Raw genomic sequence first — 22,196 nt, forward strand, 5'->3', positions numbered from 1 at the left:
TTCTACCCCACCACTCAGTTTCTGCTCTTACGGGGCAGAGATCGCAAAGGCTCATACGGTCCACAAAACGGAAAAACGAACTGAGCATAAAATACGGTTAAAGTGTATGCTGCTTTCGGATCAGATCTATAAAACCCTTCATAAAGGATGCCACCCACTTTCCGCGGTGGTAGATGATTTGGCTGAAATAAATTTGCGGTGCAACGCTGACGTTCAACTTGACCAGAGTGTTGCTCCCTATATCACGCCTGACTGAATATTCGGGAAGGAAAGTCAACCCCTCACTGTTTTTTAATATTTCGGCAATCGCCTTTGTATTGTCCACCACCAGTGAATTCTTAGGCAGCATCCCGCAAGAATATGCAAGGCGTTGCAGTTTTCGGTAAACGATGCCGGATCGCTCTGTCACGACCAGGGGGTACGAGAAAAAATCTTCCAAGGCTATCTGCTCACGACCGGCCAATTCGTGGTTGGGACTGGATACAAAAGCCAGTGTCTCCTTATGCTGATAAGCACAGAAAAAATCCGGATCAGAATTTAAGTCGTCAGACAGGTAAACCATATCTAATTGGTTTAGCCTGAGCCACTCTTGGAGGTCCTTTGTCCGACCCATTTTAATTTGAATCTCAATATTGGGCCATTGGCTGGCATAATGCGGCAATATGTTGACCAATGTGCTGAATAACAGCGATTCCAAAACGCCCACACGAATGACACCGTGTATTTCTTTGTCCGATTTTCCTAACATGACAGATCGATGTATATTTTCTAAAATCGAATCAGCATAGGAACGGAATTCCTGACCGAGGGAGGTCAGGTAAATTTTTTTATCAATTCGGTCAAATAACGGAAATCCCAGCTCGCATTCTAACTGCTTGATTTGATTGCTGATGGTAGATTGCACATAGCCGAGCTCGGTTGCAGCCTTTGTGAAACTCTTTAGATCCGCTACTTTTGTAAATGCACGAAGTGTACGCTCATCCATAAGCTATCCTCTATTTAATCGAAAAATCGAATGAACTTCATCTAAACTATTCGTTTTACAAATTAATATTAGCACTATATTATTGAATTTGCAACAAAATAATGATGCCATTTTAAAAAAATTGTAACTTATGAAAGAATGAGGCAAGATATGAGTAAGATGGAGTATTTGCAGGATATGCCAATTGCGGTACTGGGCGGGGGCGCCGTGGGTAAGACCTGCGCAGCTGACATGAAACTGGCTGGTAAGGAGGTACGCCTCTATGACGCTATGCCCTTCGCCGCCAGTTCCCTGAAAGACGTGGAAAAGACCGGCATCCTTCTGGACGGTGTTCAGCGCAACAAGTACTGCTTTGAGCGCTCTGGGCGGGCCTTCTTCGACTTGGTGACCAGCGACATCGCCGCCGCCGTAAAGGGTGTGGGCCATATTGTTATTGCTATGGGCTCTTGGGGGCATGAAGCAACCTTCCGGGCCTTAATTCCCCACCTAGAGGATGGTCAGGTAATCAATATCTTCGCCGACAACTTTGGTTGCCTACTTCTACGCCGCCTGATGCAGGAAATGGGCTGCGCTAAGAAGGTTATCGTGGGTGGTTGGTCCTCCGCCCCCTACGGCACCCGGATTGAGTCCATCGGTAAGTTTCAGTTCCCCCATGTAAGTGCCAAATACCGCGCCATCACGTTGCGGGGTGCTGCTCTGCCTATGAAGGACACCGATGATTTCTTGGAGGCCTCCAAGTATCTGCCCTGCATGGATGCCGTAACTCGAGGCGACGGCCCCTCCAAAGCCAACACCATTCTGGACGTTGACTTTGCAAACGTCAACCCTGTCATTCATGTCCCCGCCACTGTGCTGGGCGTGTCCACCATGGAGAACTGGGGCGTTATCTTCTGCGGCAACGATAAGACCACCTACTCTATGTACTCCCACGGCTTGTGCCCCTCTATCTGCGAGGTGCAGTATCAGTTTTATAACGAAGAAATTGCCTTGGCCAAGGCAATCGGCGTGGGTTGCCCTGAGTACAAGTATGAGATGTTCTTCTCCCGCCGCAGCGTACTGACTCAGGAGTACATGGGCCTAGACGAGAACGGCAACGACAACGTGGTCTTCCCGCTGGATCAGCCCTCCAACGAGGGTAACACAGGCCCCAACACCATCCATCACCGTTACATGACCGAGGATGTGCCCATTGGGTGCAAAATTTACCACGACTTGGGCGTACAGTACGGCGTGCCCACACCCATTATCGACTCCATGATTGTCTTGGCCGGCGCCATGCACAAGAAGAACTTCTTCCAGGACAGCCGCTACACCTTGGCCTATCTGGGCATTGACAATATGTCCAAGGAGGACCTGCTAACCTACTTAAATGAGGGCACCCGCCTAGTCTGAACGATATCGTTCAATCCCTGCGACGTTTCACGCTACAGGGATTGAGATTCGGATTTTAACCGTATTATGAAAGGAGATTCCATATGACAATCCCCTTGGATATTTTACAAACTTTGGCCGTAGCCGTGATCGTTCTCTTTGCCGGCAAGGGTATCAAGCGCTACGTTAAGGTGCTGGATCGGCTGTGTATTCCTGACCCTGTGGTAGGAGGCATCCTGTTCTCGCTTGTTGTCCTTTTCGGCCACCAGTCAGGGATGTTTCTGCTCGAACTGGACACCACCCTACAAAATGTTTTTATGACGGTGTTCTTTACCGCTGTCGGCTTTACCTGCGATGTAAAAGTATTGCTGAAATACGGAAAGCGCGCCATTCAGTTTACTGTTTTGCTGACACTGCTGGTAATCTTCCAAAACGCTATCGGAGTTGGACTGGCCAAGCTGTTCGACATCGACCTTCTTCTGGGGCTGTGTACCGGCTCGGCATCTATGACCGGTGGACACGGTACTGCAGGTTCCTTTGCTCCTCTATTTGAAACGAATTATGGCTGTGAGGGGGCGTTGGTAGTTGGTTTGGCCGCTGCAACCTTTGGCCTGGTCAGTGGCGGACTTGTTGGCGGTCCTGTGGGCAACTTCCTGGTCCGCCGTCACGGATTAGCTGAAACTGCTGCTGCCCGCCGAGAGGACCCGACACAAGCGTCTACCCATGAAATGGAGATCCCACTGAGTGCCAAAGGTATGGTTTCCGCAGTGAATCAGATCATTTTATGTATGGGCGTGGGCACTATTATCTACTTGCTGCTGAAGATGGTGGGCATCACGTTCCCCTCCTATGTAGGAGGCATGGTCATGGGTGTGGTGCTACGCAATGTCAGCACCTACACCGGAAAATTTGAAACTCCTCTGCCGGAAATTGATTGTCTGGGTAATATTAGCTTATCCCTTTTCGTTTCTATGGCGCTGATGTCTCTGAAACTGTGGCAGCTAATTGATTTGGCGGTCCCCATGATCGTCACCCTGGCCACGCAGGTTGTGTTCATCGCAATCTTTATGATTTTTGTGGGCTATTACATCTTGGGTCGTGATTATGATGCGGCCGTGATGGTAACAGGTTTCTGCGGTTTTGGTTTAGGGGCTATGCCCAATGGAGTATCGAATATGCAGGCATTTACAAAGAAATGGGGACCTTCGCCCACTGCGTTCTTTGTTGTGCCAGGCGTTGGTTCCGTGATTATCGATGTGGTCAATGCATTGATTTTAACCGCTCTGATGAATCTTCTTGGATGAGCGGAGAATGTTCCTCCAACTTACACAAAAACCAAGGCCGTAGAGTTGCTACGGGCGGGGGCCCATCGTCTCCGTGTGCTTTCCCTTGCATTTTCGTACAGAATTGCACACAAGGTTTTACCAAGGAGAATGAGGAGGGACTCTTGGTGACCTGCGTACCTCGAAAACCCTCTTGACAGTCTGGCCGCTTGGAGTTTAGATAGAGCAGAGAGAAAACCAGCTATTCTGGATATTGGTGCCCTTGCTTTGATAAAACATTTTTTGGTTGTTCTGTGATCCTTTCTTTGTCTTTTTTATAGAAGTTTTTGCGTTGCTTGACATCTTCTGACCCGTAACTTGAACCAGAATAGGAAAAAATCAATGGAGGCAACGGGGCAAAGAGACTTGGAGAGTACCTGCCTTCGGTTGGGACAGGCCCGGAAAGCGCTGAAAAGGCCCAAACTGAACTTCAGAGCGTAGCTCACGTAGGTTCAAGTCCTACTCCCGCAACCAGAAATCCGCTGGAATCGCCTGATTCCAGCGGATTATTTTTGGCTTTCAAATTTTGACCCATACGGGAAATTTTCTGGGTTGAATAAGGTTATAGATTGGCGGAGAGGGCGTTTTTCATCATCTCCGCCGCCTGCCGTTGAGCCGAGGCGGTCATGTGGGCATAGGTGTTCGGGGAGCGCGAGTTCTGCGACGCCTTCGGTCTGACCTACCCGGGTCCGGTGAAGTTTACTCCGATGGCTACCATCTATCAGGGCAAAATCAAATACAATGCCATCGAGATGGATTTTTAAGGAGGAACCAAGTACGCCGTTTTATCGTATGTCCATGCCCAAGGGGCTGGACGACCTGGCGGTGGAGAAGTCCCTGCGGGAAATCACAGCCGCCACGGCGGACATTCTTGCGCCCCTCATGGTGCGCATCGGGATCTACGAGTCTGACCCGGAAAAAATCTATGAGGGCGGCAAGTGCAGAGGCCGTCTGCCCCCCCACAGTTGTCTTCAACTGCGGCCCCGGCCGTAGCCTGGAGGCCAAGAACATGCTGATGAACTGGGTGACGGAGATCCTCAGCGAAAACCTTGGGTGCGGCAAGCGGGACGTTCGATGCCACCTGCTGGACAGATGGGAAGGCTCCCATTTGATGATTGACGGAAAACCTAAAGATTTTTCAAAGAAGGTGAAACAGGATGCCCTACATGTGCAACATTCAGATGCCCAAAGGCAAGCCTAAGGAGGTCATCGAGAAGACCATGGTGGAGATTTCTGAGATTATGATCCGGAACTTCGACGCCAAGCCCAGGCAGGTCCGGGTCATCGTGGACGAACTCCCCCGGAACCGGTATATCGTGGGCGGAGTCATGACCGCTGAGATGCCGGAGTTTGAGGAGAAAAAGCCGATGGAGAAGGCCTTGGAAGAATAAAGCGATTTGCAATTGGAAGATACTGTACCAAAGAAAGTTTTTGTATGGATATGAGAAGAGAGGAGATTATTTATGAGAAAGTCAATCGTAAAAGCTTTTGCCTTTGCCGCATCCTTGACGGCAATCCTCACCGCCTGCTCCCCAGGTTCCAGTTCGAATAGCAGCGCTTCAAACCCCAACACCAACAATGATTACCCGTCTCAACCCATTCCCCATGCTGGCGCTGTTCCTGCATGACACCTAGGATGAGGCCATGGAAATTGCTCGGGCCAACCTGACCACAGTGTGGTGATCCACTCTAATACTCAGAAGCACATTGAAGCGGTCCCCGGCGTGGTAAATGTGTCCCGCTATGCGGTCAACCAGGTGGGCGGCACTGCTCTGGGCGGTGCCATGGACAACGGCCTAAACCCCACCACCACCTTGGGCTGCGGTACCTGGGGCAACAACATCATCAGCGAAAATCTGTGGTACACACACGTGATGAACGTGAGCCACATTTCCTATCGAGTGCCCGATATATACATCCCTACGGATAAAAAGATTTGGGCTGGCTAAACGATCCTCCTTTTTGATTTCACGACACAGAGGTGCGGCTTTGCGGTCGTACCTCTGTGCCTATTCAAAGGTGAAATTTTTGAAACAGAGGGAGAACATTGTGGTACATAAGGAGAAAATCAACCTTATTATCCCCGAGGCGGCGGCCCAGACAGTTTTTTCTCGTCAAAGGCCCTGCGCCAACAGTATTCCTTGAAAGTCGCTCCAAGTTGCCCTCTGATCCATTGATAAGGAAGATTCTGCCAAGCGCTACAGTCTGGTATATAATTGCCAACAAGGAATAAAACTGGGGAATTGCCAGCATACCGTTCGGTGTTGTGCGCTAATTTTTGATATGTCTGTTTGCTGCTCGTGATACCGATTCTGCAACAACGGGTGTGGGCATCCAATCGCAGAAAGGTGGTTGGCAGAGACGCATAGTTTAGATTCCTTTTCGCAGCAATTCAAATACTGTTAATAGTCCTTCGCACATAACAGGATCTAAAACAGGAATTCCCACTGCTTTCTCTATCGATGAGGCAATTTGGATACTGGACATTCCAGTGCAGCTTAAAGCAATTACATCAGCCCCCAGTGCTTTCTGTGCAGCCGCCTTTTCCATAGTAGCCTCGTACCCCTTGGCTGTCATCAAGTCTAAAATATTCTCCACCCCATCTCCCTTTGCATTGTTCACAATTCGATCACCCAATATCCGATGGTAGCTCTCTGGTACATCTTCAGTAATACCTAGGACAGCTGGATAGCTGCCAAAAAATGTGCTCAGTGCGGCAGTGCTGGCACCGCCTCCAATAACCGGAATAGGCACTGCCTGTTTTGCCTCTGCAACTCCCGGGTCACCAGCACAACTGACAATAATGGCTTGGCACCCTTCCTGCCACAACTCCACGGCAAGCTTCACTACCTTGGGTACACCAGAAGTAAATGTCACATCATCATGAATTCCCTCTGGTTGATCGGGAATGCATCGGGACACTACTTGCAGCATGGGGAAATAGGATTCGATAAGCTTTCCGTGCAGCTGTAGCAGTTCCTCGTCTTCTGTGGTCAAGACCCGAATCAGGCCCACTTTATATGTTTTCAATTTATTCACTCTTTTCCCCCAATTTTGTGGAAAATATTTTGCCGGCCAGAATATCCGCAACTGTGATGGGATCCGCACTCCGAGCAAGGAAAATTACACTCATCTAGGCTGTCGTGATCTACTGGCGGTTCCTCTGGTAAGGTCTTTATATACTCTACCAACGTAAGAACTCGCTCCACTTGATCCCGCTCTCCCTGAATCTGAATAGCTGTTGAATCCTGGGCGCCGAAAAACCCGCCCTTTGCAAAAATCTGAGCTTGCACCTTTGCAAAAAATTGAATAGCCTCAATTTCTGTTATAATCTCCCCAGGAATAGGGGCAAGACTGCAGGCCATGCCATAAGAGAATCCACAACGCCGCATAGACACATGGCCCATGATTTGGGTCAAATCGCCCGGGATCAGCTTCAATACGCTGGACAGGATTAATGTTTGGATACCCTCTGTGTATAGATAGGGCATGCAGATGCCATAGCCGCCCCCACTCGGGCTTCCGATGAGCAACGCAGCGTGACCAAAAGCATCCAAGGCATTTGCTCCGGTAATAAATAGTGTCTCCGGACCCAGGCCTTTCATGGTCTGCTCCAAACAATCATCCACTTTTTGAGCTTTCCCCTGCCGATATAGCATGAAATGAGCCCCTTTGCACTTATGCAACGCCCCTTTCATGCCGTTTTTTGTCCACCGCCCGCAGATACGAAGGGTGTCACCTGTCACCAGTTTAGATAGGCAGGACACTGTTGAAGAACCCTTAAATAGAATTTGGCCATGCTCCAGATAGGGGGTCAGAATGCCACTTGTTGCAATGCAGTGGGCAATCATTTGCTGACACTGGCTTCCCCATAGAGTAAACTGGGCTGTTTCCATAGCATAACTATCCCTTCAGATCTGGAATACTCCGTCCAGCATTACCAACTTGTCATCCAGATATAATGTGGGATTTTTAATAATGCCATCGATATGGCAGTCTGCCTGATTGTTGCCACCAAATCCCACATTGGTTCCAAAAGCGATATGGACAGTCTGATAGGCCTTTTCGTCCTCCAGGATGATGCCAACCAGTCCAGCAGCATAGTTGGTACCAATTCCCAACTCACACAATGTAGCATTATTTCTGCTTTTCAAAAGGATGTCCAATTTTTCCGCTTCTTTGCCCCGAATACTTTGCAGGACCCCGTTTTTTACTTCTACCTCCAGAGGTTCTTTTAGCAGACCAATTCCAACCACGGAGCCGTCAATCACCATGCTGCCGTTGGCCCCTGTCTCTACTGGAGCAATATAGGCCTCTCCCGAAGGAAGATTTCCCGCCTGCCCTTTCTCTCGATAGATGCCGGGGCTGGATACGCCGGGCCGGCCCCGGAGATCTAGTGTCATAACACGCCCCTGCTTCTCGATACGAGCCGTGCTGGCCTTAGTTAACAATTCTGCCACTCGCTCGGTGAACTCCATGACCCGCCTATAATCAGCAGTCATAGCACCCTTGGTAAACATATCTTTTGTGATACCTGGCATCGTGGCAATCCGCGCTCCCGCCGCCGCAGCCTCGATTTTGGCCCGGGTGTGGGTAATGGATGTACTCATAGGGCAAAGGACCACATCTGCAGCCTTCATGGCGGCGGCCACCGCAGCGGGTGGCTCCTGACCCGACACTGCCCGAGGAGACATGGTCATCAGCATAGCCTCCGATCCCAACACCTTGGCCGCCTGATACAGCGCCTGGCCAATAGCATACTTTTCATCGTCAGTTACCACCAGTACCTGCTCCTTTGGCCGAACATTCATACAACTGGTCAATATATTTTTTCCGATCTCCACTAGCTCCATCTTTTTTCCTCCTTACGACAGTAGTTCCATCATGACGCGAACCGCTAGGGTTCGGGACAAAATTACCGGCTTTCTGGATAATTTCTGAAACCGTTCCTTCGTTCCAGTGTGATAGCCAATACAGTCCATCACTACTAGATCTACATCTAGCTCTGATACGGTCCGGGCAGCCTCATCCAGAGCCTCCTGATCTCCGTAAGGCGAGGCAGGAATTGCAGTGCTCTCTTGGACGTATTGTTTCCACTTCTGCTCCGACTGTGCCACCTGCTGGGGGGTGGGAACCACAACAGCAATCTTTCCACGGCTAGCCAGTGCCGGCACAAGGCCGTTGAGTACCTTACAGGGGAAAATCAGAGGCACTTTGGAGTGAAACACGTCAGGAAAATCCCCGGTGCACAAAAACAGTATCAGCTCCGCTCCCTGCTCCTCTAGGAGTTCGATGCACTGCTGTAACCTGGGTAGGATATACCGCTCGGCAAACATTACGGGGCTCCCATCCTGCAGTTGTGAGATCAGGACATAATCCTCCTGCCCCGGTGCAAAGGCACGAATATCCTCTCGGGTGAGCCCATCCAACGCTCCTGCCTGAATTAATTCCACCCGATCATCCATCAGGGGAAGCAGGTCTTGAATTACGTCCTCTCTGGGCGACTGTCCAATGGTAATGGCGCCAACTTTCATCATCTTGTCTTCCTCCGTCCCATATTTATTCGATCTATAAAACCCCCGCCGCCAGTGATCCGGCAGCGGGGGTCGGTCAGCATTGCTTTTTTCCTGCCCCCAAATTTTTTTTGTCAGAAAGGAACGTGTTCCACCATGGGGCGGTGAATAATGTTTTCCACTCCGGCTAGCAGATCTTTGTCAAACATGGGGGCGGCCAGTTTCAAATGTTGATACCCTACATGGATTAGGTAGACCTCCTGGCCAAGTCTCAGGTCAGAGGTTGGGGTCGGTCGGCCAGTCTGGCTGTCAAAGGTCATGATCAAATCAGGGAAAGTGCCACGGCGCTGTCCGTCCGGCCCGTCTACCGTCATGTACTCATTCCAGAAAGACATCTCATATCCGCAAATCTTGACAACACCCACATCAAAGCCACCTTCACTGCGCAACTGATACTCTTCTACCGGGCCATGAGCTAGGATCTCGCCGCCTAAAAACTCACAAACCTCCTGTACGCCTGCCTGTACAGACTGCTCCAGACCCCTAGCATAGCGGTGACCCGTCTCAATAGCCTGGGACAGCCCGCCCACAGCACTATTTTTTTGCAGGAGAGAGGCTTTTACTGGATTGCGGATTACAGCTACTAGGCCACCAGCCTCCACTGCAGCCGCTCGAACCAGCTTGGAGCAGTGGTCGATGGAACCAGTCACAGTGCATTCCACATACCGTCCCAATTCTTTCCGACCACCGACACAGGTCATAGTGGTGACATAGGTAGGATCGCGGTGAAGATTCAGGCTGCCCATCACGCCTGTAGGGTGAGCACGACCGTTGCACGGGGCGTCCAATAAGGGAATTCCCAGCACGGATGCCTCCAGCCAACCGTTGAACGTAGAACCACCGCCATTTTCGTTAGTGATGATGCCACCGGGCCGAATTCCTGTGCTCTTGATAAACAGCTCCACACAGCGCATCATATCTGCGGGAGAAACAAACTTTTCCTGGGCCGCAGGAGCCCCAACCATGGAGGCCGTGACAATCACAGTTTCTGGATCGATTTGATCCAGCGGAGTCAGCTCCAGGGGGCTAAACCGCACAGCCAACTCGCCGGTTTCCGCCCCGGTTACCGCCGATCCTCCTCCACCGCCGCCCAGAATGGCTCCTCCCAGAGCTGCCCAACGGACATGTTGCTCGGTCAGCTTAATCCCATTGCGTTCCATGATTTTTCTTCCTTTCTGTTATCTGCTCCACAATTTCCCTGCACTCAATGTTTTTTGTTAGACACCAGATTGAATACTACGTGTAGGACAACGGTAGCCACCATGCCATTGACGGCTTGGATACCTGGGGTGAAAATGGCCACTACTACACCGCAGCCCCACGCCAGAACTGACGGCCACTTGATAAGAGGGAGCTTTTCATAGGAGATATCGTTGTAGTTATAGTCGTGCTTGATCCCAAACAGGGGGAGCACCAGATAGTCAGCCACCATGACTGCGGCCATGGGAGGAATCACGATACCCAGCCAAGTCATATAGGGCACAAAGTAGTCCACTACACCACAGAAGCCCAAAGCAATTCCGATGACGCCTAAAATAATAGTAATGGGGGCCTTTTTCTTTACTTCAATGATGTTGCAGGCGGCATTGGCTGCGGAGTAGAGATTCTGCTGATTGGTGGTCCAGGCTGCCAGGGTAATGAGTACAGCACCAATCAACCCGGAACCGGTGGCTAGCACGCCGATGTAGTCGGACACCACGCCAAAGTCCCACGTTTCCAAGTGCAGGGCGGCGGCAATGCCGGCGATGGGCAACAGGAAATGGCCGAAAAACAGACCGCTAACCCATACAATAGAAATTTTTACAATATCGGTCTTTGCAAACCGGCCGCAGTCGGGCACGGTGGCCATGCCAGCAGCCCAGCTGCCGATGACCGTGGTCACGCCGGTGGTCATAGCGCCGATTTGATTGCCGGTAGGGCTATAGGAGAACAGAGAATCAACACCGATGAGACGTACACAGTTGACCAGAGCCAGAACAATGAACAGTAACAGGGGGATGGCGGCAAAGGTGCTCAACTTCTCCATTCCTTTAAATCCTTTGATTGCGGTGGAGGCCATCATGATTCCCCCCAGTACTGCCAACACCGGCACACTCAGGGGGATGTACTTGGTCCAGATCTGCCCAAAGAAACCTAACTGCGTGGCGAACCAGCCCACGGAAGTAAAACAGATAATCGCCGAGAAAATATAAGTTCCTACCCGGCCCACAGTAAATCGGATTAGGGACATAGCCGCCAGTCCGGTTTTGGACCCGATATACACAGTCATAATCATGACTACCACTAGGATAATATCGCCGATAGACAAGGCAATGAGGGCATCCCGAAAGTTCATGCTGGAGCCTAGTGCTGTACCAGTGGCCAGATCTCCCACCACCACATTCCAGCACAGCCAGACAAAAAACATCTTGATCCAGCCGTACCGTTTATTTTTGGGAACGGGAGTATAGATATAGTCCTGTTCTTCCACACCACCCTCGGTTACCGAAGTGCTCACATTATGTTGCTTGTCACTCATAGCTATCTCCTTTCTTTGTTACAGCACACAATCCGTTTTTTCTATCAGCCGGTCATACCAAATGGTATGTCTAGTGCCTAGCATAGGTTTTTCTCGGACTACGTTTACCGCCGGGTGGCCCTGTATATCCGTCAAAATAAAACGTGTATCCAGTTTCATTTCCCTGAAGCCTTTCTCTCGGAGTAGTACCTCATCTCTGGGCTCAAGAAACATATCCGGTCCAAATATGCCGCTTATTCCCTCTTGGACGGCAAAGGCTGTGTAGGTATTGTTTTCGTTGGCACGTACTCTGGCAGGGTGATAATTCTCTCTCGCCTGCTGGGCTTCCGGGCAGCCGGAGAGACAGTTTGGATTTTTAACCGCCGGGACAGCAAAAATGTCACACCCGCTGTTGGCCAGCAGCCGGGGTACCTCCATGACCATAATTTCACTCCCTAACAGTATGCCGATTCTGCCATAGGGGCGGTCAAGAATCAGCCCGGCCTGGTCCCCCGCTTCCGCCCACTGTGCCTCCCGGCGAGTCAGGTGACTCTTACGGTAACAGTGTCGGGTGCCATCCTCACACAGACATTCCGCTGCATTCCAAAGCTTCCCGTTCTCCTCCAGAACAAAGCCCAAGATTACATCGACATGGTTCTCTACAGCCAAATCAGACAGTTCCGGCCACACTGGATCATCTGCCCGGATAGCGATACGCTGTGCCTGCTTCAGGTTTTCGGGAACGCCTCCTAGTACCAGCTCAGGCAGTATCAACAAGCGGTTCCCTCGCTTTCCGGCCTGGCAGATGGTCTGCTTTATATTGGCCAGATGTCCCTCCCGGTACTCCGGTTCCATGCTGCATACCGCTACAGAAAACAGGCTGCCTTGGAGCAGAGGATGCGGAGCAAAGATCTGATAATACTGACTCTGGAACCAAGGATAGCGCTGCAGCTGCAATTCACGGTAGAGCTCCGGGCGGCGCGGAGGGATCTCACTCCTATCCGTCTGAGTATCCAAGTCAATCTCGGCCAAAGCAATACCGTTTCCGTAGGGGTGACATGCTAGTACCCTGCCGTCCGGGCCAATGATACCGCTTCCACCGCAGAAGGAAAATCCCTTTTCCTCTCCGTGTCGGTTTGCTGCAATGACATACATCCCATTTTCCTTGGCACGGGTTATCCAGATACTGGAAGGGACAGATGCCTCACTCCAATTCATAGGGGAACATAAAATCTGCGCCCCCATTAGGCGGCTCAACCTGGAGGCTTCTGGGTAGCTTAGATCCATACAGATCTGTATGCCAACGACTCCAATGGGGGTGTCAAATACAGCTACCGGCTCATCTCCCGTCTTGGCCCAGGTGCTGTCAGGAGTGTAATGGTGCATTTTCCGGTGACGGCCAATTAGGCCTCCTGGCCCCACGAGGACGGCAGTGTTGTAAAGTCGATCCCCCTCCGACTCAGGGAGCCCGGCTACCAAATAACAGTCCAGTTCCCGGGCTAAGTCCTCCAGTAACCCTACCGTCCGCCCGCCGATCACATACTCCGCCATCTCCGATGCCTGATCCATGCTGTCAAAGTAATAGCCTGTAGCGCACATTTCGGGCAAAACTATGAGCTTTGCCCCCTGACCGGCTGCCTGTCGTATCAGACCGGCCAGCTGAGACAGGTTTTTCTCTTTTTCCATGAAACGACAGTCGAATTGGATTGCCGCTCCCTTGTACTTCATGGTCCTTACCCTCCTTTTATTGTCCCGAATCTTCCCGACGATCCCACTTCTTTCAACTGAATATTTTTTCTCAAGATAGTCATCCGATTTTTGCAAATATTCCTATAATAGAAATAAAAAATCTTATTATGGAATATTGTAATTATAGTAGCACTACACTTAGCGTTTGTCAAGATAGAAGCCGGTAAAATACACAGGAAACATTCTGTTTGCTTAATTGGCTTTGGTCAAAATGTAACAAGCCAGACGGGGGTTGTTTTCTCCCCGCCTGGCTTGTTTTTGCGCTATTTTCCTGAATCTTTCAGTATAAAATCATCAATAGATCAAATTGCTGTAATAATTGGAGCCCATTTGATTGTTAATTTCCACAGCGAGCTGGCGGCCTTGCTGAACGAATTGCTCCACTGCATCCGGCCGGGCTGGGTCATCCACTCCACCCACACTCAGGCCAGCTACCAACTGATTGGAGGAATTATAGATGGGAAAACCAACGGCAAAGAGTCCCTCTGTAAGTCTGTTATGGGTAAAGTCATAGCCGCGGGCTTGCGCTTGCTTCAGATCTTCGGCCAACTGAGCCATTTCCTCCCCTGGCAGTTCCAGGCTGCGCAGATATCCGCTTTGAAACTGGGGGGAGGCAAAAGCCAGCAGTACCCGGTTGGTAGCCCCGCAGAACAGTGGATATACTCCGCCTACAAACACGGTGCTCAGACGCCCGGTACTGTCGGAGACCACCCGATCCACACATAGGCTCTGGTTTCCACAGGGAATGGTGAGATAGGTGCTGATTTTTGTGCGCTCATGAAAATTCCAGAGAAAGTCATGGGCAATCCGTTTTACATCCTGCCTCTGCACTGCACAGAAACCAAGCAGAAGTACCTGTTCTCCTAAAGAATACTGCTTAGTAAGAGGGTCCTGCACCAAAAAGCCTTCTGTCATTAAGGTATGTACCAACCGGTATGCAATGGTCTTCCCCACGCCCAGCCCGCTGGCAATAGCAGGAAGAGACAGGGTATTCTCTTGCCGAAACATTTTTAAGATAGACAATGCACGGCCTGCTGTCTGCAGATAGCTCATGTCATCCCGCTTATCCAAATCTTCTTTCACGGTGTACCACCTTTATTAGATAAATCGTTTAAAGTGTACCAATTCTCCTCGCTTCTGTCAACCGGATAGGTTAAATTGCTGCTACTTACTTTTTTGTTTTATGGTTTTTACCTCGACTTTACCTGTATGAGAATCAAGCGTGAATCGGCTAATCCGCCCTGTTTCAAAGCGATGTCCATCTACTTCAGGTCAGCAACTTTCTCGCTAATAGAGACATATGGTCCATTCCGGAGAATACGGATCAAAGGTGCCGCTCGGTCACCTTACTCAGCAAAAAACTAGGCCCGCAGTTTTTACCGATCTATGGATTATCCTGAACGGGTGAAAATTTTGCATCTCGCCTTCAGCTTTAGTGCAAAATTTTTGGTTCCTTTATCCAAATCCTAAAACAGTGCCATAAGAAGTCCCTGATTCCCTTGAAAGACTCAGAATAGACAACAGGAACGTATCATATTTTTCTGTTTTTTGTTTTGCCAAGTGTAGAGGAACAGTTGTAGTATGAGCTCTTTTACTCGATATGCAAAAGATTCAATGCCTCCTAGCCTACAAAGACTCCCACATAGAAGTGTTTGTTGAGGAGGTTATTCGACCATGATCGGGGGCTTCAGTCCTGGCCGGTACACGGTTTTAATGAGGTCGTTTTAGCCTGCCCCAAACTGTGATACACGAGGGTCAGACAGAACGGAACCAATGGAGCAAACAGAGACAGACAGCACACAAGCTCCTTGCAGAAAGGGTACAAAAGCCCCCGACAGAGCAGAAATCATATCCGAACCGCAATTCATAACCCGGAGGTCGGAGATTCAAGTCCCTCCTCCCGCAACCGAAACTCCGCTGGAATAAGCTGATTCCAACGGGGCTTCTCTGCTTTTTATTACTTTTCTAGCTTGATGATTTTGTTGAGGCGTTAGTCTGACTAATTTCTTGAGCCGTACGAAAATTTTTCCGGGGAAGAGAGGGCTATAGACTACTGGAGAGGATGTGCTCCATAATCTCTGCCGCCTGTACTGCGCTTTGGTAGTTGCATGGGTTTCAGTGTCGGAGGTAAACTTGGTGGGGAATATGCTGCACAATAGGACCGCTGGAACTTTCAAATGGCTGCTTCTAAATTACAGTAGGGGTCAGCGGTCCAATAGAAAAAACAGGGGAATGCCTCCCTTGATCAGACGCATTCCCCTGTTTGAGATGGGCTTTGAAGAAAACTTACGATGTCTGGCTCTTTTTTTTGGCGCGGTATTGAGAGATATAAGGATAGCTGACTGAGATTACCATACACAGAAACAGCACGATACAAATTGGTCTGGTCACCATAGAGGTAAATACGGCAGAGATGGAATTGTTGTTTAAAAGTAGTGCCTGGGATAGACCGGCTTCAGCGATGGGGCCCAAAATCAAGCCGAGTACAATGGGGACCACATTGTATTTATATAGCTTCAAGAGATAGCCAATCACGCCGAACACCAGCATGAGCAGAATGTCCGCCACGCTGCCCCGGATAGCATAGGTTCCGATAACGCTAAGGAACAGCACGCAGGCGTTTAAAATATTTTTGGGGGCTAGAGTAACCCGGGCAAAGTATTTAGCGCCCCAGATGCCGATGGCCGCCATCATTACATTTGCAATAAATAGAGCGCAAATAAAGGGGTAGGTGATTTCTTTTTCTGTGGTGAACAGGCCGTAGCCAGGAGTTAAGCCCTGGATGGTAAGGGCGGACAGTAGCACTGCTGTGGTGGCGTTGCCAGGGACACCTAGAGTCAGAGTAGGGATCAGAGTGCCGCCTGTGACCGCATTGTTGGCCGCCTCACACCAAGCGACACCCTCCCGGGAACCGTTGCCATAATCCGGGTCCTTCGTAAACATATGACCAGTGTTGTGGGCTACATAGGAGGCCACATCCCCCCCGGTGCCGGGAATAATACCCACAATCAGACCAATGACAGAAGACCACCAATAGATTTTGGGGTATTTGAAAATATCTTTTAGTTTCAATTTACTGCTCTTGTACTGCACCAGAGAGTCCTTGCTTGCCACCTCGAGAGGATCTTTCAAAGAAGTGAACACCTGGGACATACTGAACAGGCCGATGACCACCGGGATCATTTGAATGCCACCCATGAAAAAAGTGCTGCCAAAGGTAAAGCGAATGCTGCCCTGGACAGGGTCGATGCCTATACAGGCCAAAACCAGACCAACACAACCCATCATCAAGCCCTTGAGTACGCTTTTGGCGGTCAAAGAGGCTATGATGGTCAGACCAAAGAGAGCCATCATGAACCTCTCTTGGGGGCCGAATTGGAAGGCGAAACGAGCCAACGGGGGAGCTAAAAACAGCAGGGCTACAACACTGAGGATACCGCCCCAGAAAGAGGACATTGCGGACTCCACCAGAGCTTCGTGAGACTTCCCCTTCAAAGTCATGGCATAACCGTCCATGGCGGTGGCGGCCGCGGCACTGGTACCAGGGGTATTGATTAAAATAGCGGAGATGGAGCCTCCGAACATGGAACCACAATAGATGGCCCCTAAAAATACCAGAGCGGTAGTGGAGTCGATGGTGTAGGTTACCGGGATAAGCACTGCGATGCCCATAGTAGGAGTGAAGCCGGGCAGAGCCCCCACGATGATTCCCAAAATCGTGCCGACAAGGGCAAAAATCAGATTACCTGGAGAAAATGCGGTGGCAATATAGCCTAAAATTTCGGTCATGGGTGCCTCCTTCAGATCAGGATCCCTCTGGGGAATCGGATGCCCAGAAGAGAGAACATGGCGAACAGGAAAACAGAGAAAAAGATAGTCGCTATGATATCCCGGACGATATGCTTTTTATCTTTGACCGGCTCAAAGATTAAAATAGTAATTCCAGTAAATAACATGGAAGAGCTCAAAAAGCCAACCCGTGGGATCGCAAAGATCCAGAGCGCGGCGATAAATGCGAGGATGATGCCGCGCTTGATTTGCCCTGAATTTAGAGGAAATACCGTCGCCTGGTCCCGCTCTTTTTGCCACTTCACACCGGAAATCACGATGTTAGCGGCAGACAAAGCCATGCCGGTCACACAGATAAACTTGGGCCAAAGGGCCGCTGCGGGCTGGAGCTGAAGACTGTAAACATAAAATAAAATGAAAAATGCCAGCACTAAGATTCCGGTGATACAATTTCGTTTATTCAAAGGTTTCACCTCGAATGTCTAAAATGAAGCTGGACCGGACCGCTTCCCCAGACAGGACGCGGCCGGTCCAGCATCGTGAGAGCTTACTGGAGGGACTCCAGGACAGGAACTGCCAGCTCTGCAGCATTGTGTACCTGCTGGGAGAACTCCTCATGGTCAGCATATCTGTGCATAAAGTTGGACTCCGCTGCCGCAGCTTGGAATTCCTCGTCCTCAAGGGTGGCCTTGACTGCTGCGTCAAAGGCATCTACATAGGTCTGATCCACGCCTTTCATGTAGTAGAAGCCGGCAAAGGCGTTGGTCTCATAGCCCTCATAGCCCAGCTCTCCTAGGGTGGGTACGTCCTCGAAGCCTGGGGTGCTGGACTTGGAGCCCAGATTGATCACCGGCCGGATGTCAGAGCGGCCGGTCAGCTCGGACTCACTTACTGCATAAGACATCACATGACCACCCATCACCGCCGTGTAGCAGTCGGAGGTACCGCCGGTGAAGGGGACGCTGAGGGCGTCCAGCCCCTCGCCTGACAGGAAAGAAGCAAAGGCCACATGGGCGATACCGCCGTTACCGGCATTGGCGTAGGTGAACTGGCCGGGGTTCTCCTGGATATAGGTGAGGACGGACTGGGCATCAGGGAATTTGTCGTTCTCTCCGGAAACTGCCAGATAGAAGGGATCTGCGGTGATCCGGGAGACAGGGATCAAGTCGTCCACCGTGTAGGTGGTTTCGCCGCTAGCGGGGCGGTAGACAGTAGGGGTAGGGAGGCTGAACAGGATGTTGCTACCGTCCGCCGCCTGAGAGACAAAAGCGGTGGTGCCGATGACGCCGGAGGCGCCGCCGGCGTTGTTGACTACCAAGGTAGCGCCAAGGTGTTTCTCCAGGTAGGGCTGAATAAAGCGCATCTGGATATCGGTGTTGCTGCCAGCATTGAAGGGGACAGTGACCGTAATGATTTCAGGGAATTCTACTTGTGGAGCTGTACTAGAGTCACCCGAAGTGTTTGCGCTGGATCCGGTGTTGGAACTGGTGCTTCCGCCGGCGGAGGTGCTGGAGTGATCGCCACCGGAGCAAGCTGCGAGAGAGAGGAGCATGGCGAGAGACAGAACGGAAGAAACAAGCTTTTTCATATCAAATTCCTCCTAAAGACTACTTAGGTGTTCTCGGTGCTGGGTGCGTCGTCGGTGTAGCGCTTGCGGAAGAGCTTTTTAATTTCTGCAATGGGGGCATCCCGTTCAATGAGTTCCCGCATGACTTCCTCGTCAGGCAGGATTTCTTGGCATTTTTTCAGTATATAAGCTGCATGCTGAGGAGGTACGGCACAGATCCCTGAGTCGTCAGCGATGATCAGATCGCCAGGATTGATCTGGACACCTGCAAGCACCACAGGGCCGTTGATCTCAATGGCCTCAATACGGCACTTGCCTGTCTTGGGGGTGACACCTCGGCACCAAGTGGGCATCTGATACTTGCGGATTTCGCCAACATCTCGGACCGCACCATCAATGACCACACCCTCCAGTCCACGAATCTTGGCGGAAACAAAGGATTGACCACCCATGCTGCTCATATCCGTCATACCGCCGGCGTCACCCACCAGTACATCGCCGGGTTCTGCCAGATAATTAACCTCTCGAGAGGCCATTTTGATGAAATCGTGGTCCATCAGGCCTTTAGTAGTGGTCTTTTCGATGGGGATGCTACGCAGGGTCACCGCAGTGCCAACAATCAAGTGGCCCGGCTCGATGGGCTTCAGTACAGAAGCGGGGATCACTTTGTTGTAACCCAGTGCGTCCAGAAGGTCGCTGACAGTTCCGGTCAGGTCGTCCTCCAGTGCCTTGAAGCCATCGACAATCTCCTTTGGCACTCGGGGGAACTTGATCATCTTGATGTTCTCCTTGTCGATTACGCCCCAGATACGTCCTGCCGCCTTATATTCTTCATAGTCAGCGGCAACTTTCGGATCTATCATATCAAAAACTCCTTTCCGTTTCCGGCAAAGTGAAATATGGGCTCTTATTTATACCGTGCCCGGAACAGAGGCCGCAATTCAGAAATAGGAGCCTTGGATACGATCAGTTGGCGCATCCGCTCCTCGGAGGCGGCGATCTTTAGGCACTCCTCTAGTACAGGCTCTGCCAGTTCATAAGGGACGATGCACACACCGGAGTCGTCCGCCACCATTAGGTCGCCGGGGATGACCAGTTTGCCGCACAGAGTGACAGGACCGTTCATCTCGATGCACTCCATGCGGAACTTTCCGGTGATCTGAGTGGTGCCGCAACTGAATACGGGGTAACCCATCTCTCGGATGGAGGACACATCCCGGCAGCAACCGTTGACAATATTGCCGGCAAAGCCGCAGCTTTTGCCAACGGTGCAGCTCTGGCCGCCCATGTTGGATACATCCAGGTTACCGCCAAAGTCGGACACCAAAACGTCGCCTGGCTCTCCTAGGTAGTAGATATCCCGGGTAGACATTGCGATGAAGTCATGGTCGTGGGCGCCCTGGGTGGGTGTCTTACGGACCGGAATGTTCCGAATAGTTACCGCGGGACCGCAGATTTTGCTGCCGGGAATCACTGGCTTCAAATAAGAAGTGGGGATGGCCCCGTCGATCCCGTAGGAGTCCAGTACATCAGAGACAGTGGTGCTCATGTCCTCCATGGATAGGTAACCGTCGATAATTTGCCTGCTGACGCGAGGAAATTTGATCCGAGTGATCCGCTCCCGGGGGACCAGACCCCAGACTCGTCCGGCCGCCTCGTACTCCGCGTAATCCTTGTCGCGCTGGGCGCGCAGGGCGGCAACCTCTTCATTAGCCTTTTCCACTTGTGTGATATCCATAACCTATACTCCTTCTTAATGATATTTCTAAATAGGAAACTTATTTTCTGAATATAGGATATCATAAGAAAGAAAAATATTCAATATATACAAGAAAATCAAAGAAAATTCATCAATATTCCACATTTATATTGGACAATTTTTAATAAAATCCCCGATACTGTTTCCTGATAGGAAAATGAGTACGGGGATGTTTCCTGCGTTGTCACAGTGAATTTCCAATGGCGCCGCTGCTTAGATCCTTGGACATCTCCTTTGCGATTTCCTTGACTAAAAAGATGTACCGTTCTAGTTTGGTCTGATCCACCCGCAGTCGGGGAGCGCCGATGGAGATAGCCGCCCAGACGGTCCCGGACTCATCCCGAATGGGGGCGCTGATGCCGATGGTCTCAATACTCAATTCCCCATCGCTGATGGCATATCCCTGTGCGCGAATTTTAGCGTACTCCTTCAAAAGCTCATCTGGCGAAATAATAGTGCGCTCAGTCAGTGGTGTAATGGGTTCCTCCATCAGACGGCGACGGATGACCTCGTCGCTCTGAAAGGCCCCCAAGACCTTCCCATTGGCACCGGCATACAGGGGGCGTTCTTGCCCCACACTGCCAGCCACCCGGACGGCTTGGAGACTCTCCTCCCGGTAGACCAGGTTGGCCTTTCCGTCAACCAACATACTGAAGGAGGCGTTCTCCCCGGTGAGATCCCGTAGCCGCACCAAATACGGCTTAACCATTTTGGATAAGCCGATGTGATCTTCATAAGTTTTTCCTAAAATATATACCACCGGTCCCAGAGTGTATTTTCGATCTACAGTTTGGGTAGCCAATCCGCTTTTTACCAGGGCCGCTAATAGCTTGCATGTTCCGCTCTTTGTGCATCCAATTTTTTCTCCCAGTTCAGTAACACTGTGGACATAGGGAGCCTGCCCAAGTAATTTCAACAGTGAAACGGTTTTTTCACCAGATGTCATATAGTATCCCTCCCTCTCGTTCTTTTGCTATTGTAGCGGGGGGCTCAACGCATGTCAATTACCGGTTGGCAAATTAAGATTGCAGGGCAACCATGTGGGGCCTTTTAATTTATACCCGACTCAATTTTCTACTTATTACCTGCTCCAGATCCAGAAAAGCCAGAGATAAAACGGGGCTTACACGACCTCCAGCTTTTGACCAGTTTTTATAAAAATTAAAGAACTGTGCCATAATGGGGGACCCCTGCGGCACAGCTCATGATTGAATTTTGTTTGTAGTTTTTCTTACAGTAAGGACTACACTTTTGTATATACGACGTCTACGAGGCATGGCTATGCCAGCGATGAACAGAATGTTGCCGCAGCACAGAAAGAGAATGATGGAGGAATTTCGCGGTCCATACCGCTTTGGTCCCTGGAGTGAGACTGATTTATGTCTGTTTCCCAGGTGGGAGCATAGTCTTTTCTTCCTTGCTAATTTGCGCCTTTCCCTCATACCTAGAATCAAGCGAAGTCCTTAATGGGAATGGGGCCGCTGAAATCCTAAAAGCATGATTGAGACACAAAAGAGGCTATATATAGGGGCGGGCCGCCCGGCCGTCGCGTGTGACGACCGAGGCGGCCCTAAAAGTCAGCGA

23 protein-coding genes are annotated in these 22,196 nt (G+C 50.6%); 8 read left to right on the forward strand and 15 right to left on the reverse strand.

Going from position 1 to position 22,196, the window contains the following annotated elements; all coding sequences use genetic code 11:
- Positions 1–97 precede the first annotated feature (97 nt).
- The gene (locus WKS99_RS11450) at positions 98–985 is read right to left on the reverse strand and encodes a LysR family transcriptional regulator (protein WP_340406043.1); all 888 of its coding nucleotides are present in this window, start codon (positions 983–985) and stop codon (positions 98–100) included.
- A gap of 150 nt (positions 986–1,135) precedes the next feature.
- Here WKS99_RS11450 and WKS99_RS11455 point away from each other — a divergent pair, with 150 nt between their 5' ends.
- From WKS99_RS11455 to WKS99_RS11490, 8 genes are all read left to right on the forward strand, one after another.
- Positions 1,136–2,377: an NAD/NADP octopine/nopaline dehydrogenase family protein gene (locus WKS99_RS11455; RefSeq protein WP_340406046.1), complete on the forward strand. Its 1,242-nt coding sequence runs from the start codon at positions 1,136–1,138 to the stop codon at positions 2,375–2,377.
- Positions 2,378–2,460: 83 nt separating this feature from the next.
- Complete coding sequence (gltS, locus tag WKS99_RS11460; RefSeq protein ID WP_186853364.1) at positions 2,461–3,660, forward strand: sodium/glutamate symporter; 1,200 nt, start codon at positions 2,461–2,463, stop codon at positions 3,658–3,660.
- Between the two features lie 656 nt (positions 3,661–4,316).
- Positions 4,317–4,442, forward strand: a complete 126-nt coding sequence (locus WKS99_RS11465) for a hypothetical protein (RefSeq protein ID WP_279287590.1) — start codon at positions 4,317–4,319, stop codon at positions 4,440–4,442.
- Positions 4,443–4,470: 28 nt separating this feature from the next.
- Positions 4,471–4,671: a hypothetical protein gene (locus tag WKS99_RS11470; RefSeq protein WP_340406049.1), complete on the forward strand. Its 201-nt coding sequence runs from the start codon at positions 4,471–4,473 to the stop codon at positions 4,669–4,671.
- Positions 4,672–4,687: 16 nt separating this feature from the next.
- Positions 4,688–4,879, forward strand: a complete 192-nt coding sequence (locus WKS99_RS11475) for a hypothetical protein (RefSeq protein ID WP_340406051.1) — start codon at positions 4,688–4,690, stop codon at positions 4,877–4,879.
- A complete protein-coding gene (locus WKS99_RS11480; protein WP_340406053.1) occupies positions 4,845–5,069 on the forward strand; it encodes a tautomerase family protein in 225 nt (74 codons plus the stop codon). The genes WKS99_RS11475 and WKS99_RS11480 overlap by 35 nt, the downstream gene beginning before the upstream one ends.
- A 72-nt stretch (positions 5,070–5,141) precedes the next feature.
- Complete coding sequence (locus tag WKS99_RS11485) at positions 5,142–5,306, forward strand: hypothetical protein (RefSeq protein WP_186853361.1); 165 nt, start codon at positions 5,142–5,144, stop codon at positions 5,304–5,306.
- Between the two features lie 51 nt (positions 5,307–5,357).
- Positions 5,358–5,627, forward strand: coding sequence for a hypothetical protein (locus tag WKS99_RS11490; RefSeq protein WP_340406057.1), 270 nt, complete (start codon positions 5,358–5,360; stop codon positions 5,625–5,627).
- A 421-nt stretch (positions 5,628–6,048) separates the two neighbouring features.
- Here WKS99_RS11490 and WKS99_RS11495 read toward each other — a convergent pair whose 3' ends face one another.
- From WKS99_RS11495 to WKS99_RS11560, 14 genes are all read right to left on the reverse strand, one after another.
- A complete protein-coding gene (locus WKS99_RS11495; RefSeq protein WP_340406059.1) occupies positions 6,049–6,717 on the reverse strand; it encodes an aspartate/glutamate racemase family protein in 669 nt (222 codons plus the stop codon).
- Positions 6,714–7,574 (reverse strand): hypothetical protein, encoded by an 861-nt coding sequence (locus WKS99_RS11500; protein WP_186853359.1) that lies wholly within the window; start codon positions 7,572–7,574, stop codon positions 6,714–6,716. Before WKS99_RS11500 ends, WKS99_RS11495 begins: the two co-directional genes overlap by 4 nt.
- Positions 7,575–7,589: 15 nt before the next feature.
- Positions 7,590–8,531, reverse strand: coding sequence for an aminopeptidase (locus WKS99_RS11505; RefSeq protein WP_186853358.1), 942 nt, complete (start codon positions 8,529–8,531; stop codon positions 7,590–7,592).
- 12 nt (positions 8,532–8,543) lie between these two features.
- Complete coding sequence (locus WKS99_RS11510) at positions 8,544–9,215, reverse strand: AroM family protein (protein ID WP_340406063.1); 672 nt, start codon at positions 9,213–9,215, stop codon at positions 8,544–8,546.
- Between the two features lie 110 nt (positions 9,216–9,325).
- Positions 9,326–10,411 carry a DUF917 domain-containing protein gene (locus tag WKS99_RS11515; protein ID WP_186853356.1) on the reverse strand — a complete coding sequence of 362 codons (1,086 nt, stop codon included), beginning with the start codon at positions 10,409–10,411 and terminating at the stop codon, positions 9,326–9,328.
- 44 nt (positions 10,412–10,455) lie between these two features.
- A complete protein-coding gene (locus WKS99_RS11520; RefSeq protein ID WP_186853355.1) occupies positions 10,456–11,769 on the reverse strand; it encodes a cytosine permease in 1,314 nt (437 codons plus the stop codon).
- An 18-nt stretch (positions 11,770–11,787) separates the two neighbouring features.
- On the reverse strand, positions 11,788–13,476 hold the full coding sequence (locus tag WKS99_RS11525) for a nitrilase-related carbon-nitrogen hydrolase (protein WP_340406066.1): 1,689 nt from the start codon (positions 13,474–13,476) through the stop codon (positions 11,788–11,790).
- 315 nt (positions 13,477–13,791) lie between these two features.
- Positions 13,792–14,580, reverse strand: a complete 789-nt coding sequence (locus tag WKS99_RS11530; RefSeq protein ID WP_340406068.1) for an IclR family transcriptional regulator — start codon at positions 14,578–14,580, stop codon at positions 13,792–13,794.
- A 1,203-nt stretch (positions 14,581–15,783) separates the two neighbouring features.
- Positions 15,784–17,286: a tripartite tricarboxylate transporter permease gene (locus tag WKS99_RS11535; protein WP_186853352.1), complete on the reverse strand. Its 1,503-nt coding sequence runs from the start codon at positions 17,284–17,286 to the stop codon at positions 15,784–15,786.
- Positions 17,287–17,297: 11 nt separating this feature from the next.
- Entirely contained in the window at positions 17,298–17,759 is a 462-nt protein-coding gene (locus WKS99_RS11540; RefSeq protein ID WP_262670033.1) for a tripartite tricarboxylate transporter TctB family protein, read from the reverse strand.
- A 74-nt stretch (positions 17,760–17,833) separates the two neighbouring features.
- Positions 17,834–18,874: a tripartite tricarboxylate transporter substrate binding protein gene (locus WKS99_RS11545; protein WP_186853350.1), complete on the reverse strand. Its 1,041-nt coding sequence runs from the start codon at positions 18,872–18,874 to the stop codon at positions 17,834–17,836.
- 23 nt (positions 18,875–18,897) lie between these two features.
- Positions 18,898–19,716, reverse strand: a complete 819-nt coding sequence (locus WKS99_RS11550) for an RraA family protein (RefSeq protein ID WP_186853349.1) — start codon at positions 19,714–19,716, stop codon at positions 18,898–18,900.
- A 44-nt stretch (positions 19,717–19,760) separates the two neighbouring features.
- Complete coding sequence (locus tag WKS99_RS11555; RefSeq protein WP_186853348.1) at positions 19,761–20,591, reverse strand: RraA family protein; 831 nt, start codon at positions 20,589–20,591, stop codon at positions 19,761–19,763.
- A 205-nt stretch (positions 20,592–20,796) separates the two neighbouring features.
- Positions 20,797–21,558 (reverse strand): IclR family transcriptional regulator, encoded by a 762-nt coding sequence (locus WKS99_RS11560; RefSeq protein WP_186853347.1) that lies wholly within the window; start codon positions 21,556–21,558, stop codon positions 20,797–20,799.
- Between the last annotated feature and the right edge of the window lie 638 nt (positions 21,559–22,196).

It is taken from the genome of Flintibacter sp. HCN-6482, assembly GCF_037892565.1.
Lineage (GTDB): Bacteria > Bacillota > Clostridia > Oscillospirales > Oscillospiraceae > Lawsonibacter > Lawsonibacter aceti.